Below are 14,151 nucleotides of genomic sequence, written 5' to 3' on the forward strand. Positions count from 1 at the left end.
AACACTTCACCTGTCGGTTTCGTGTCTTCTTTTGGGATTGCTTAAACGCCTGGCTCTTTGTGCAACCGACGACATGCAGTGCCATCCTCACGGAACAGATGGCAACGCTCTGGCGGCAAGCCGATAGCGAATGTGGCACCCTCTTCTACCAACACCACGTCATTCTGGCGGTAGACCAGGTTCTGACGGATGGCGGGGATCTGGATATGAATCTGTGTTTCGTGACCGAGCTGTTCGACGACCTGAACGTCACCTTCCAGAGTCACATCGGCGATGTGGCTCGGCAGCAGGTGCTCAGGACGAATACCGAGGGACATGTTTGCCCCGACCTGTACGTTGGCGCTGTCGACCGGCAGCCAGATCTGCTGGCGGTTTGGCAGCTCCACCTGTACCTGTTCAATGGCTGTTGCGGTCACTTTGACGGGCAGGAAGTTCATCTTTGGCGAGCCAATAAAGCCCGCAACAAAGCGGTCTGCCGGGTAGTGGTACAGCTCCAGCGGTTTACCCACCTGCGCCACGCGGCCGGCATCCAGCACCACGATTTTGTCGGCGAGGGTCATCGCTTCCACCTGATCGTGGGTGACGTAAATCATCGTGCGGCCAAGACGCTTGTGTAGACGGGAGATTTCAATACGCATCTGGACGCGCAGGGCGGCATCCAGGTTAGAGAGAGGTTCATCAAGCAGGAACACGCGCGGTTCGGCCACCAGCGTACGGCCAATCGCCACACGCTGACGCTGACCACCGGAAAGCGCTTTTGGCTTACGCTCCAGCAGGTGCGCCAGCTGTAACACTTCCGCCACCTGCGTCACGCGTTGGTTAATGACCTCTTTCTTCGCGCCGGCCAGCTTCAAGCCGAAGGACATGTTTTCGGCAACGGAAAGGTGGGGATAGAGTGCATAAGACTGGAACACCATGCCTACGCCACGTTCGGCAGGCGGGATGTCATTCATTCGGGTATCACCAATCAGCAGGTCGCCGCTGGTGATGGTTTCAAGACCGGCAATCATACGCAGCAGAGTAGATTTACCACAGCCTGATGGGCCAACAAACACCACGAACTCGCCTTCGTTGATGTCCAGATTGATGTCTTTCGACACCACAACGTCACCCCAGGCTTTCGTTACATTACGCAGCTGTACGCTCGCCATGCCCTTCTCCCTTCGTTACAACCTGTCACCGACAGAAACATTCAAGATAAGTTCACTATGGGGTATCCATTACTTTCCCGAATCCTCCACCCCCCGCCTTTTTTATGGGGGAGGAGGCGGGAGGATGAGAGAGCAGGCTCTGCGACCGCTGTGGGAGGGCTGAGGCAAAATTCGTGAAGCCGCCTGCAAATTTCGGTGGGTTTTTATGTGCGCCAGCACTCATAACTTAAATTTATGTAACGGAGATCACACAAACGGGGGGTGGGGCGTAGGGGTTGGGAGGATGGAAAGAGGATGTCAAATAAGGAGACTGAGACACGTTGAACCACTGAAGTCATACCACGAGACATCACCAAAAAGGATGGCAGCTATGAATATCAAGACTGGCGCACGCGTTTTCGCATTGTCCGCCCTCGCAGCAATGATGATTTCCGCACCGGCGCTCGCCAAAATTGAAGAAGGCAAACTGGTTATCTGGATTAACGGCGACAAGGGCTATAACGGCCTGGCCGAAGTGGGCAAAAAATTCGAGAAAGACACCGGTATCAAAGTTACCGTAGAACACCCGGACAAGCTGGAGGAGAAATTCCCGCAGGTTGCAGCAACCGGCGACGGCCCGGACATCATCTTCTGGGCGCATGACCGTTTCGGGGGTTACGCGCAGTCTGGCCTGCTGGCAGAAGTAACGCCAGATAAAGCCTTCCAGGACAAGCTGTTCCCGTTCACCTGGGACGCCGTTCGCTATAACGGCAAGCTGATCGCTTACCCTATCGCGGTTGAAGCCCTGTCTCTGATTTACAACAAAGACCTGGTACCAAACCCACCGAAAACCTGGGAAGAGATCCCGAAACTGGATAAAGAGCTGAAGGCGAAAGGTAAATCCGCCCTGATGTTCAACCTGCAAGAGCCGTACTTCACCTGGCCACTGATTGCTGCCGACGGCGGCTACGCGTTCAAGTTTGAAAACGGCAAATATGACGTGAAAGACGTGGGCGTGGACAACGCGGGCGCGAAAGCGGGTCTGACCTTCCTGGTTGACCTCATCAAGAACAAACACATGAACGCGGATACCGACTACTCTATCGCGGAAGCGGCGTTCAACAAAGGCGAAACCGCGATGACCATCAACGGTCCGTGGGCCTGGACCAACATCGACAAGAGCAAAATCAACTACGGCGTGACCCTGCTGCCAACCTTCAAAGGTAAGCCGTCTAAACCGTTCGTTGGCGTGCTGAGCGCGGGCATCAACGCTGCCAGCCCGAACAAAGAGCTGGCGAAAGAGTTCCTGGAAAACTACCTGCTGACCGATCAGGGTCTGGATGAAGTGAACAAGGACAAACCGCTGGGCGCCGTTGCGCTGAAATCCTTCCAGGATCATCTGGCGAAGGACCCACGTATCGCGGCCACCATGGATAACGCCCAGAAAGGCGAAATCATGCCGAACATCCCGCAGATGGCCGCATTCTGGTACGCCACGCGTACCGCGGTCATCAACGCTGCAAGCGGTCGTCAGACTGTCGATGCCGCGCTGAAGGATGCTCAGGGTCGTATTACTAAGTAAGTCTGAAAAACGGCGGGTGGCGCATGCGCTTACCCGCCCTACGACTACGGCACGATCCGTAGGTCAGGTAAGCGCAGCGCCACCTGACGATAAGTTTCCACCGTTGTAGAGGAAGAACCCCATGGATGTCATTAAAAAGAAGCACTGGTGGCAAAGCGACGCGCTGAAGTGGTCAGCGATCGGTCTGCTGTGTCTGCTGGTGGGTTACCTTGTTGTTTTAATGTACGTACAAGGGGAATATCTGTTTGCCATCATGACGCTGATTTTAAGCTCTGCTGGCCTGTATATTTTCGCTAATCGTAAAGCCTATGCCTGGCGCTATGTCTACCCGGGCGTGGCCGGGATGGGGCTGTTTGTCCTGTTCCCGCTGATTTGTACCATCGCCATTGCGTTCACTAACTACAGCAGCACCAACCAGCTTGCGCAGGAACGCGCGCAGCAGGTCCTGCTGGATCGCTCATATCAGGCAGGCAAGACCTTTAACTTCGGCCTGTATCCTGCCGGTAACGAGTGGAAGTTAGCGCTTACTGACGAATCAAGCAGCAAATACTATGTCTCCGACGCGTTCAAGTTTGGCGGCGAGCAGAAGCTGGCCTTAAAAGAGGCACAGGCCCTGCCTGAAGGTGAACGTGCCAACCTACGCGTTATTACCCAGAACCGTCAGGCGCTGACCCAGCTCACCGCCGTGCTGCCAGACGAAAGCAAAGTGACCATGAGCTCGCTGCGCCAGTTCTCCGGCACGCAGCCGCTGTACACTCTGGCGAACGACGGCACGCTGACCAACAACCAGAGCGGCGTAAAATATCGTCCGAATAACGACATTGGTTTCTATCAGTCCATTACTGCCGACGGCAAATGGGGTGATGACAAGCTCAGCCCAGGCTATACCGTCACCATTGGCTGGGACAACTTTACCCGCGTGTTTACCGACGAAGGCATTCAGAAACCGTTCTTCGCCATCTTCGTCTGGACGGTGGTCTTCTCGGTGCTGACGGTGATCCTGACCGTTGCCGTGGGCATGGTGCTGGCCTGTCTGGTCCAGTGGGAATCCCTTAAGGGCAAAGCGATTTACCGCGTCCTGCTGATTCTGCCGTACGCCGTACCGTCGTTTATCTCGATTCTGATTTTCAAAGGGCTGTTTAACCAGAGCTTCGGTGAAATCAACATGATGCTGAGCGCCCTGTTCGGCATCAAACCGGCCTGGTTCAGCGACCCGACCACCGCCCGCTCGATGATTATCATCGTGAACACCTGGCTCGGTTATCCGTACATGATGATCCTGTGCATGGGCCTGCTGAAGGCTATCCCGGACGATCTGTATGAAGCCTCGGCGATGGACGGCGCGGGCCCGTTCCAGAACTTCTTCAAGATTACGCTGCCGCTGCTCATTAAGCCGCTGACGCCGCTGATGATTGCCAGCTTCGCCTTTAACTTTAACAACTTCGTGCTGATTCAGCTGTTGACCAACGGCGGCCCGGACCGCCTTGGCACCACGACGCCAGCAGGCTATACCGACCTGCTCGTGAGCTACACCTACCGTATCGCCTTCGAAGGCGGCGGCGGTCAGGACTTCGGTCTGGCGGCGGCGATTGCCACCCTGATCTTCCTGCTGGTAGGCGCCCTGGCGATTGTGAACCTGAAAGCCACACGTATGAAATTCGACTAAGGAGGGCATCGATCATGGCAATGGTACAACCCAAATCTCAGAAACTGCGCCTCCTGGCGACGCACTTAGGCCTGCTGATTTTCATCGCGGCGATCATGTTCCCGCTGCTGATGGTTATCGCCATCTCCCTGCGTTCGGGTAACTTCGCCACCGGGAGCCTGATCCCGGACGAAATCTCCTGGGAGCACTGGAAGCTCGCGCTGGGCTTCAGCGTGGAACATGCCGATGGCCGCATCACGCCGCCGCCGTTCCCGGTGCTGCTGTGGCTGTGGAACTCGGTGAAAATCGCAGGCATTACCGCGATCGGCATCGTGACGCTCTCCACTACCTGCGCCTACGCCTTCGCCCGCATGCGCTTCCCGGGCAAAGCGACGCTGCTGAAAGGGATGCTGATTTTCCAGATGTTCCCGGCCGTGCTGTCGCTGGTGGCGTTGTATGCCTTGTTTGACCGTCTGGGCCAGTACGTACCCTTTATCGGTCTGAACACCCACGGCGGCGTGATCTTCGCCTATCTTGGCGGTATCGCACTGCATGTATGGACCATTAAAGGCTATTTCGAAACCATCGACGGCTCGCTGGAAGAAGCGGCCGCGCTGGATGGCGCAACCCCGTGGCAGGCGTTCCGCCTGGTGCTGCTGCCGCTGTCGGTGCCTATCCTGGCGGTGGTGTTTATTCTGTCGTTTATCGCTGCGATCACCGAAGTACCGGTTGCCTCACTGTTACTGCGTGATGTGAACAGCTACACCCTGGCCGTAGGTATGCAGCAATACCTCAACCCGCAAAACTACCTGTGGGGCGACTTTGCCGCGGCGGCCGTACTTTCTGCCATCCCAATCACCGTGGTGTTCCTGCTGGCGCAGCGCTGGCTGGTCAACGGCCTGACGGCGGGCGGTGTGAAAGGTTAAGTTTCATTTTGTTATGCCACTGCAACCCTCAACTTTAGACGTATTGTATTGACCCAACTTGTGACTGTTGTTAGGCGGCCTCCGGGCCGCCATTTTTTTATTCGCGTTTCAGCCGCTTCGAATTGCACAGCCAGAGCGTAATGACCAGCAGCAGGATCGCCGCCGAGTAGATCAGCACGTCGAGCGGGGATTTATGATCGACGATGATCAGCCGCACAATCGCGGTGATCCCGATGTAGACAAAATAACGCAGCGGGAAGTGAAAGCCGGACTGAAAGTACTTCACAATCAGGGCGATAAATTCAAAGTAGAGAAAGTAGACCACCAGGCCTTCCACCAGCGCATATTTGCTGGTTTGTTCAGGGGCGAACAGTACATCCGCCAGATGCACCGTCTCTTTGCCGAGAAAGACGACCAGTATCAGGCCAAGGCTCAACAGACCGAGGTTCAACACGGTCTGGAGGATAGTTGAGATAAACTCAACGCGCGGGCGAGTCAGGGATGTCATACAGCACCTCATTCTCCAGGGCGAGGTTCCTGTATAACGCAAAAATGTGACGGGGATCTATATTTTTTGTTTATGTTTTGTCCGCATGAGCATTCTTGCCGGGCGGCACTGCGTTTGCCCGGCCTACAAAAAACCTATCGTAGGCCCGGTAAGCGCAGCGCCACCGGGCAAAAAAGCATCAGCGGAAGTTAATGTTCTTATCGCTCGTCATGTCATACAGCTGGAACTTGCGTCCAAGCTGCTGACCCCCGTCACGCGTCAGCGGCGTCCAGCCCACTGCCGCGCGGCTGCGGGTAGGGCCTGACGAGAACAGATCCAGCGGAATGGACACGTAAACTCCTTTGGTGAAGTCCCCTTCCCCATATTCGTCCGGCGAGACGTTGGTGATGGTGGCGTAGCCGCCCACCACGACGCCGCTGTCGAAGTGTTTAGAGATGTCCAGCGTACCGCCCTTATCGCCCGCCAGGTACTGGCCGACGCTGGCTTTCACCAGCACGTCAGGGGCGAACGACGGCGTCCAGTAGGCGGTCAGATGGCCCGTTTTGACGCTGTAGTCGGTGAATTTCATCATGTCCTGCGCGCTGCGCCAGTCACGCTGTTTCACGTAGTTGGCATCAACCCCGAACGCCCAGTTGCTGTCGACAGGACGATAAAGCACTTCCGCCCCCGCGCCGCCGTACATGGTTTCCAGATATCCGCCGTACACCTGGCCGTAGAAGCCGTTGCCGAAGTACTGGAAGTAGTTGGCCTGCAGGTTATTCACGTAGGCATCGTTCTGCACGTATTCACGCACGCGGGTACGCACGCGCGGCAGCGCCGAGTCTTTTGGCGGGTTGGTGTAGTTGAATTTGTCGTAGTTGTTGGCGATGTTGCCGAACAGGCTGCCGGTGGTCAGCAGATGGTCGGTGACCCACAGATCCGCCGTTGCCATGACGCCCAGCTGATACATGTAGAAGTTTTCAGGCCCGCCGACGGACTGGTTCAGCACCGGATCGATATGGAAATCGAAGCGCGATTTATCGATATACCAGCCCTGCTCGGTGGTGTCCGGCACCACGGGCTCGATGCGTTTTTGCACCAGCTCGGTTTCATGCCCAAGCGGCTCGCCTTCAAGATGGCGCTTGAGGCTGGCAACGTCCGTTTCGGTTGTGACCTGCGGCAGGTTGAGGCGGTTTTCCGTCACGCGGATCGTGCGGATCCCCTCCGGCAGATCGTTCATAACGATCCGGTTGGCGCGTTCGATCCCTTCGCGCGAGTCGCGGTATTTCACCTGCTCGCCGGTGACGTAAAGCGTATCGCCTTTGGTCTGAATCTTCGGATCCGCCAGACCGGCATTGTATTTCAGCAGCGTCAGCTGGTTTGCCACCACGGAGTGCTGCAGAATCGCATCCTGTGGCTCCGGCTGGTATGCAGGGCGCGCGTTATCATTGTAGTGCGGCCGCATGTCGTTAAAGTTGGTGCGCAGCGTGAAGCCAAACATCACCGTATTGCCGCGCTCGTAGCTGAGGTTAACGTCGGCCCAGTCGGTGACGCGATAAATGGCGCCGACGTTAAACTTGCTCTTCTGCTCAATCTTCCCGGCGAAGTCGTGCGAGTAGTCATTCCCTTCATACTCGAGCTTCAGGCGCAATGGCTGCCACGGGGTCTGATACTCCACACCGCCAAACAGCGAGGCGGGGCCGTGGAACATCTGGTCACCGTTGATGGAACCGGCTTTTTTGTAGCTGTTATCGCGATAGCAGTATTTGTCGCTGTAGGAGCAGAACGGGTTTTTCACGTTACCGCTGGTGCCCAGATAGCCCCACCCCAGGCCGAGCGAGAAGTCGAACGGGCCCCAGGCTTTGCTGGCCACGATGTATTCCGCATCGAACAGACCTGTACCACCGATATCTTTGGCACCCACGGACACCTGCGGCATCCAGTAGCTCTCTTCCCACAGGCGCAGCTTGACGTCGAAGGCTTTATCTTTGTAGGTCTGATCGCCGGAGAACGCCTCAACGCTGCTGTATTGTTTCGTACGCACGTCGGTATAGCGCAGCGTGGTTTCAAGCCACGGGAACAACTGCACCGACGCCGAGTAGTAGCGATACTGGTCGTTATCACGGTAGTTAAGGCTAATTTCCCCTTCGCGCGCCATACGCGCGGTGGGCGTTTGCAGTAAACCGACGCCGCCGAAGTCTGACTGAGACGGGCCAATGGGTGCCGGATACGTTTCTGCATGGCAGGCAGCACTCACGCAGAGCGCCAGCATGCTGTAGAGATAAGTTCTTTTCATTATTCCGGTATCCGCTGAATCAGGGAGTGAAGGATATCGGCGTTAAGCCCGTCATACGCCTTCGTCCAGAAATGGTCGGCAAAACCGACAAAAATGATGCTGCCCGGCATAGGTTCGATATGCCGTTTATTCCAGTAAGCGACGGGGGCTTTTTGTGTGTGCCCATCAGGGTAAACCACCCAGGCGTAGCTGTTATCGGCACCGCTCAGCAGGCTCTGCTCGTCGAGGTAGCTCACCACGTCACGACCGGGCGTAAAGGGCTTTTTACCCGGGCTGCTGATAAGCCCCATCACGGTCACTGTCGTCGGCTGCACCGGCAGCCAGAGCGTATACTCCCCTTCAAGCGTGGGGTTGCCCTTTTCCGTGACGCGCACTTCATCTGGATCAAGATTCACTTTCTGACGGCCCGTCACCTTCAGCGCCTGCAGCTGCTGGCGAACGCTGTTAATGGCCGCCGCGTCGTCGCCATCTTCCTGCTCCGCTAAACCCGTCAGCCTGGCAAGGAGCGCCTTGTGCTGTTGTTCCGCTTCAGCGGTCTTCTGCCGTTCAGCGATCACTGCCCCCGGCCACCAGCTGTTGGCGAGCCTTGGCTGTCCGACGAGATCGAGCAGATGCTCGGCGTGGGTTAAGGTTTTGGGTTTATCACTGTCCGGCGTGTAGACCTTCACCGTCCCTGCGGACCATGCCAGCGGCGCGGCAAGGCTGGCGAGAAGCGCAACGTGGATGAGCGTTTTCATGATTTCGCCGCCTTGATCAGGGTGGTTTTCACCGGGAAGAATCCGGCACCGAGATACTGCAGGGACTGGCGGATCTGCCCTTCCTCGTCGATCCAGAAGCGGTTGTGCCAGGTGGCCTGGTCGGTGGTGACTTCTTCATCCAGCACGCGAACATGAGTTTCATCGCTGCCGACTTTCACGCTGTCCGTGCCGTCCCAGCGGAAGGTCGAGCGTGCCGTGGCGTAGCGCACCTGCTTATGTTCGGTCCAGCCCATCGTGCGCGTCCAGCTTGCGCCTTCGGCGATCTGGTTCGGCTCGATCAGCGGATCGGCAGCGATATTATTCACTTCCAGCAGGTTGTCGCCGCCCAACAGGGTTTTCACGATACGGCCATGCTGCGTCACGATGGTGGCCTGATCTTGCGTCACCCATTTCTGCTGCCCGTTTTCATCGAAAGCGAGCACCACAAACAGCTGCGGGCCATCGTTAAGCTGCATGTACTGACTGGCATAGGGCATGTTTTGAAGTTCGTCATCGGTCAGATGTACGCCCGGTGTGCCGAACATGCTTTCCCACAGTGAGTTTCCCAGCCCTTTAGTGGTGGCCGAGCACGCCTGCAGCAGCAGGCAAATCAGAATGATTGCAGGTCGCTTCACGACTCTTCTCCGAAGGGGCGAAATAACCACACCGAAGTGTGGTTATGATTAAAACACCCGCTATTACTGGGTGCTGGTTGTCGTGGTGGTCGTGGTTCCGGTATTGGAGCCATCACCGCCACCGGTTGCCGCCAGCGCGACACCCACGGCTGAACTTACGGTGCTGGCGCTGGCTGCGGTAGAACTTCCCGCAGACGCAGACGTCGCAGCCGAACCTGCCGCTTCCCCGACCTGAACCGGAGCTGCATAAACAGATGTCGCCGCAAGCGCAGATATGGCAAAAATGCCATACAGTACTTTCTTCATAACAATTTCCCTTCAATGAATGAATGGAGATTTGCCCGAAAAGAATTTCAGGCGGAATCGAGTATACACAACTACTGCCGTGGGTTTGCCGTGAGGGGAAATAGGGAGAGGGTTTTCGGACTAATGGATAAAATCGAAATGAAAGGCAAATTACAGAAATATATAATCAATAAAAATCAATTGGTTATAATATAGAGATATTAATTGACTTCTACGTATATTCTTAAAATAAACCGCAGCAATTAACGGGTTAAGCGTCTTTTTCGGATTAAACTCAGATCCAGAATTTGAGTTAACTAACAGACATCAGGAATTATCCGATAAAAAAATGCCGGCATTAAGCCGGCACGTTTTCATGACGTTTTAATTACGCACGCCATGCTTTATAACGGTTGATCAAACCATTTGTCGAACTGTCATGGCTGGCAATCGCTTTATCGTCACCCAGCTCTGGCAGAATACGGTTTGCCAGCTGTTTGCCCAGCTCAACGCCCCACTGGTCAAAGGTGAAGATGTTCAGAATGGCGCCCTGCGTGAAGATCTTGTGCTCGTACAGGGCAATCAGCGCGCCCAGGCTGAACGGCGTGATTTCGCGCAGCAGGATGGAGTTGGTTGGACGGTTGCCTTCGAACACTTTGAACGGCACAACGTGGTCCAGGGTTGCCGGATCTTTACCCTGGTCACGGTATTCCTGCTCAACCACCTCGCGGGATTTACCGAACGCCAGCGCTTCAGTCTGCGCAAAGAAGTTAGACAGCAGCTTCGGATGGTGGTCGGACAGCGGGTTATGGGTGATAGCCGGGGCGATGAAATCGCACGGTACCATTTTGGTGCCCTGGTGGATCAGCTGGTAGAAGGCATGCTGACCGTTGGTGCCCGGCTCGCCCCAGATGATTGGGCCAGTCTGGTAATCCACCGCGTTGCCGTTACGGTCAACGTATTTACCGTTGGACTCCATGTTGCCCTGCTGGAAGTAGGCCGCAAAGCGGTGCATATACTGGTCGTACGGCAGGATCGCTTCGGTTTCAGCGCCGAAGAAGTTGTTGTACCAGATACCGATCAGCGCCAGCAGCACCGGCAGGTTTTTCTCTGGTGCGGTCGTGGAGAAGTGTTTATCCATCGCGTGCGCGCCGGAGAGCAGCTCAACGAAGTTGTCGAAGCCCACGGACAGGATGATGGAGAGACCGATCGCAGACCACAGGGAGTAGCGGCCGCCAACCCAGTCCCAGAACTCGAACATGTTCGCGGTATCAATGCCGAACTCGCTGACGGCTTTACCGTTGGTAGACAGCGCCGCGAAGTGTTTCGCCACGTGCTTGTTGTCGCCCGCGGTTTTCAGGAACCAGTCGCGCGCGCTGTGGGCGTTGGTCATGGTTTCCTGAGTGGTGAAGGTTTTGGAGGCAACCAGGAACAGGGTAGTTTCCGGGTTCACGTTCTTCAGCACTTCGGCGATGTGGGTACCATCGACGTTAGACACAAAGTGCATATTGAGGTGGTTTTTGTACGGGCGCAGCGCTTCGGTCACCATGAACGGACCGAGGTCAGAGCCGCCGATACCGATGTTAACCACGTCGGTGATCGCTTTGCCGGTGTAGCCTTTCCAGCTACCGGAGATGATCGCTTCGGAGAAGGATTTCATCTTTTCCAGCACCGCGTTCACTTCCGGCATGACGTCTTTGCCGTCAACGATGATTGGCGTATTGCTACGGTTACGCAGGGCCACGTGCAGCACGGCACGGTCTTCGGTGCGGTTGATCTTCTCACCGGAGAACATGGATTTGATGGCGTCGGCAAGCTCGGTTTCTTTCGCCAAATCCTGTAGTTTTGCCAGCGTCTCTTCGGTAATGCGGTTTTTGGAGAAATCCACCAGCATCAGGTCGTCGAAGGTCGCGGAGAACTTAGCGAAACGATCGGCGTCTTTCGCGAACAGATCCGCGATGGTGACGTCTTTCATTTCATCAAAATGTTTCTGGAGTGCCTGCCAGGCAGCGGTCTGCGTTGGGTTGATGTTTTTCATTAGCAATACTCTTCTGTTGAGAATTGTGACTGCGGTCGATTGTAGCGCCTGCAAATAAAAATTGTGATGGTTTTTATGCCATTGCCCTGGCCTGCATCAAACACAGGTGAAAAGACCCGAAAAGTATAGCTGCTGAAGTGCCCTCCTGGGGCGGCGAAATGTCGCCCAAAACAGGCTAAAATGGAGCATAAAATATGGCCCTGTTATAAGTCCTGTTTCTCAGGGGTACCCCCCCATAAAAAATCCGCATAATCCCAGCATTGACAGGACCTCCCCCGCATTTTATTTATAGGGCCGTATTTTGCGCCTGCACCTGTTTTCGTTTCACTCTTGTGCCAAGGTCGCTTATTCATTCCCTGACACGAGGTTGTTATGACGAGTTTTGTGGTCGCCAAATTTGGCGGCACCAGTGTGGCAGATTACGCTGCCATGAACCGCAGCGCCGATGTGGTGCTGGCCGATCCGAATACCCGCCTGGTGGTGCTCTCAGCATCCGCCGGCGTGACGAACCTGCTGGTTTCTCTGTCTGAAGGACTGGAAGCGACAGAACGTTTCGTGAAGCTGGACGCGCTGCGCAAAATTCAGTTCGACATTCTTGAGCGTCTGCAGAACCCGAACGTCATCCGCGAGGAAGTGGAACGTCTGCTGGAAAATATCACCACCCTGGCAGAAGCGGCCTCTCTGGCCACCTCCACCGCACTGACCGACGAGTTGGTCAGCCACGGCGAGCTGATGTCCACCCTGCTGTTTGTTGAAATCATGCGCGAGCGTAACATTCAGGCGCAGTGGTTTGACGTGCGTAAAGTGATGCGTACCAGCGATCGCTTTGGTCGTGCCGAGCCGGACGTTGAGGCGCTGGCAGAGCTGACCAATCAGCAGCTGGCACCACGCCTGGCAGACGGTATCGTGATCACCCAGGGCTTTATCGGCAGCGAAGCGAAAGGCCGCACCACCACGCTTGGCCGTGGCGGCAGCGACTACACCGCCGCGCTGCTTGGCGAAGCCCTGCATGCAACGCGCGTGGATATCTGGACGGACGTTCCGGGCATTTACACCACCGACCCGCGCGTCGTTTCTGCGGCTAAACGTATTGATGTGATCGCCTTTGAAGAAGCGGCGGAAATGGCCACCTTCGGCGCGAAAGTGCTGCACCCGGCAACGTTGCTGCCGGCCGTACGTAGCGATATTCCCGTCTTCGTCGGCTCCAGTAAAGATCCGAAAGCGGGTGGGACGCTGGTTTGCAAGAAAACCGAAAACCCACCGCTGTTCCGCGCCCTGGCCCTGCGCCGTCGCCAGACGCTGGTGACGCTCCACAGCCACAATATGCTGCATTCCCGCGGATTCCTGGCGGAAGTGTTTGGCATTCTGGCGCGCCACAATATCTCGGTGGATCTGATCACCACCTCTGAAGTGAGCATTGCGCTGACGCTGGACACCACCGGCTCGACCTCCACCGGCGACACGCTGCTGACGCAGTCTCTGTTGATTGAGCTGTCTGAACTGTGCCGCGTGGAAGTAGAAGAAGACCTGGCGCTGGTTGCCATCATTGGCAACAAGCTGTCGCGCGCCTGCGGCGTGGGTAAAGAGGTGTTCGGCGTACTCGACCCGTTCAGCATCCGCATGATCTGCTACGGCGCGTCCAGCTACAACCTCTGCTTCCTGGTGCCTGCCGATCAGGCCGAGCAGGTGGTGCAGAAACTTCATCAGAATTTGTTTGAATAAAATTCGTTAGCACGATAAACAATACCTATAAGCCGGGCACAGACCCGGCTTTTTCATAAATCAACACAACTCTTATGTTTCTGATGTTTTTACTAACCTTACATTTTAACTTTCGTAAAATATAAATTAATTATTCATTCCCTTATTCGGTGATTAATTCAACAACACGAGCAATACTGACTGCTTGGGTAGTATAACTAATTTTATACACAGGGAATGGATCAATGGTATTAACGGTGAATGGTTCATAATACCAGTTCTGGTTAGGATAATTTGGGTCAATAGCGCGTGAAGCCCTATTACTTGCCTGATAGAGCAGACCGTCCGTGTGATCCTTAAAGTAGAATTGATATACTTCTGATCTGTTTAAAAAACCATTATTACTTAAAGTGCGATCGTCATCTGTCATCCACCCGCCTCCCAGGCGAGTATATTTATTTTCAATGACATCACCAATATTCGCCTTGTAGAGACGATGTACGAGTTCTAATGGAAGTTCTTTCATATTGAATCCTCACGATAAGAAAGTAGAGTTAAATATATTTACCAATAGAGATGCTTAGCCTCATGTTATTGAATGCTGTTACAACATGGCATATCAAAATCACTCTATCAAAGTCCAGGAAGACTATAAAAGGTAGATTAACTTAATGATGTTTTTATGAAAT

The 14,151-nt window shown here is 55.1% G+C and carries 12 protein-coding genes; 4 read left to right on the plus strand and 8 right to left on the minus strand.

Going from position 1 to position 14,151, the window contains the following annotated elements:
* Positions 1–41 precede the first annotated feature (41 nt).
* Positions 42–1,151, minus strand: coding sequence for a maltose/maltodextrin ABC transporter ATP-binding protein MalK (gene malK, locus KIF87_RS16935; RefSeq protein ID WP_193941048.1), 1,110 nt, complete (start codon positions 1,149–1,151; stop codon positions 42–44).
* A 370-nt stretch (positions 1,152–1,521) separates the two neighbouring features.
* Here malK and malE point away from each other — a divergent pair, with 370 nt between their 5' ends.
* The 3 genes from malE (at position 1,522) to malG (ending at position 5,283) form a co-directional block, all read left to right on the plus strand.
* Positions 1,522–2,712 (plus strand): maltose/maltodextrin ABC transporter substrate-binding protein MalE, encoded by a 1,191-nt coding sequence (gene malE, locus KIF87_RS16940; RefSeq protein WP_032645104.1) that lies wholly within the window; start codon positions 1,522–1,524, stop codon positions 2,710–2,712.
* Positions 2,713–2,833: 121 nt separating this feature from the next.
* Positions 2,834–4,378, plus strand: coding sequence for a maltose ABC transporter permease MalF (gene malF / locus KIF87_RS16945; protein WP_213329716.1), 1,545 nt, complete (start codon positions 2,834–2,836; stop codon positions 4,376–4,378).
* Between the two features lie 14 nt (positions 4,379–4,392).
* Complete coding sequence (malG, locus tag KIF87_RS16950) at positions 4,393–5,283, plus strand: maltose ABC transporter permease MalG (protein ID WP_213329718.1); 891 nt, start codon at positions 4,393–4,395, stop codon at positions 5,281–5,283.
* A gap of 97 nt (positions 5,284–5,380) precedes the next feature.
* Here malG and psiE read toward each other — a convergent pair whose 3' ends face one another.
* The 6 genes from psiE to pgi all read right to left on the minus strand — a co-directional run bounded on the left by psiE (position 5,381) and on the right by pgi (position 11,761).
* On the minus strand, positions 5,381–5,791 hold the full coding sequence (psiE, locus tag KIF87_RS16955; RefSeq protein WP_000202963.1) for a phosphate-starvation-inducible protein PsiE: 411 nt from the start codon (positions 5,789–5,791) through the stop codon (positions 5,381–5,383).
* 178 nt (positions 5,792–5,969) lie between these two features.
* Positions 5,970–8,066 carry a YjbH domain-containing protein gene (locus KIF87_RS16960; RefSeq protein WP_213329720.1) on the minus strand — a complete coding sequence of 699 codons (2,097 nt, stop codon included), beginning with the start codon at positions 8,064–8,066 and terminating at the stop codon, positions 5,970–5,972.
* Positions 8,066–8,803 carry a capsule biosynthesis GfcC family protein gene (locus tag KIF87_RS16965; RefSeq protein WP_213329722.1) on the minus strand — a complete coding sequence of 246 codons (738 nt, stop codon included), beginning with the start codon at positions 8,801–8,803 and terminating at the stop codon, positions 8,066–8,068. The genes KIF87_RS16960 and KIF87_RS16965 overlap by 1 nt, the downstream gene beginning before the upstream one ends.
* Positions 8,800–9,438 (minus strand): YjbF family lipoprotein, encoded by a 639-nt coding sequence (locus KIF87_RS16970; RefSeq protein ID WP_213329724.1) that lies wholly within the window; start codon positions 9,436–9,438, stop codon positions 8,800–8,802. Before KIF87_RS16970 ends, KIF87_RS16965 begins: the two co-directional genes overlap by 4 nt.
* 63 nt (positions 9,439–9,501) lie before the next feature.
* Positions 9,502–9,744 (minus strand): exopolysaccharide production protein YjbE, encoded by a 243-nt coding sequence (gene yjbE / locus KIF87_RS16975; RefSeq protein WP_008503423.1) that lies wholly within the window; start codon positions 9,742–9,744, stop codon positions 9,502–9,504.
* A 367-nt stretch (positions 9,745–10,111) separates the two neighbouring features.
* Positions 10,112–11,761, minus strand: coding sequence for a glucose-6-phosphate isomerase (gene pgi, locus KIF87_RS16980; RefSeq protein ID WP_213329726.1), 1,650 nt, complete (start codon positions 11,759–11,761; stop codon positions 10,112–10,114).
* A 372-nt stretch (positions 11,762–12,133) separates the two neighbouring features.
* Between pgi and lysC the strand changes: the two genes are divergently transcribed.
* Complete coding sequence (lysC, locus tag KIF87_RS16985) at positions 12,134–13,483, plus strand: lysine-sensitive aspartokinase 3 (RefSeq protein WP_213329727.1); 1,350 nt, start codon at positions 12,134–12,136, stop codon at positions 13,481–13,483.
* Positions 13,484–13,625: 142 nt separating this feature from the next.
* Here lysC and KIF87_RS16990 read toward each other — a convergent pair whose 3' ends face one another.
* Complete coding sequence (locus tag KIF87_RS16990; RefSeq protein ID WP_213329729.1) at positions 13,626–13,988, minus strand: hypothetical protein; 363 nt, start codon at positions 13,986–13,988, stop codon at positions 13,626–13,628.
* Positions 13,989–14,151 lie beyond the last annotated feature (163 nt).

Origin of the sequence: Enterobacter sp. 120016, assembly GCF_018383635.1 — a bacterium.
Classification (GTDB): Bacteria; Pseudomonadota; Gammaproteobacteria; order Enterobacterales; family Enterobacteriaceae; genus Enterobacter; species Enterobacter asburiae_D.

What these genes read in the sequence shown, in the direction of transcription:
- malK (WP_193941048.1), bottom strand. Translation starts at nt 1,151, where the DNA reads ATGGCGAGCGTACAGCTGCGTAATGTAACGAAAGCCTGGGGTGACGTT.
- malE (WP_032645104.1), top strand. Translation starts at nt 1,522, where the DNA reads ATGAATATCAAGACTGGCGCACGCGTTTTCGCATTGTCCGCCCTCGCA.
- malF (WP_213329716.1), top strand. Translation starts at nt 2,834, where the DNA reads ATGGATGTCATTAAAAAGAAGCACTGGTGGCAAAGCGACGCGCTGAAG.
- malG (WP_213329718.1), top strand. Translation starts at nt 4,393, where the DNA reads ATGGCAATGGTACAACCCAAATCTCAGAAACTGCGCCTCCTGGCGACG.
- psiE (WP_000202963.1), bottom strand. Translation starts at nt 5,791, where the DNA reads ATGACATCCCTGACTCGCCCGCGCGTTGAGTTTATCTCAACTATCCTC.
- KIF87_RS16960 (WP_213329720.1), bottom strand. Translation starts at nt 8,066, where the DNA reads ATGAAAAGAACTTATCTCTACAGCATGCTGGCGCTCTGCGTGAGTGCT.
- KIF87_RS16965 (WP_213329722.1), bottom strand. Translation starts at nt 8,803, where the DNA reads ATGAAAACGCTCATCCACGTTGCGCTTCTCGCCAGCCTTGCCGCGCCG.
- yjbE (WP_008503423.1), bottom strand. Translation starts at nt 9,744, where the DNA reads ATGAAGAAAGTACTGTATGGCATTTTTGCCATATCTGCGCTTGCGGCG.
- pgi (WP_213329726.1), bottom strand. Translation starts at nt 11,761, where the DNA reads ATGAAAAACATCAACCCAACGCAGACCGCTGCCTGGCAGGCACTCCAG.
- lysC (WP_213329727.1), top strand. Translation starts at nt 12,134, where the DNA reads ATGACGAGTTTTGTGGTCGCCAAATTTGGCGGCACCAGTGTGGCAGAT.
- KIF87_RS16990 (WP_213329729.1), bottom strand. Translation starts at nt 13,988, where the DNA reads ATGAAAGAACTTCCATTAGAACTCGTACATCGTCTCTACAAGGCGAAT.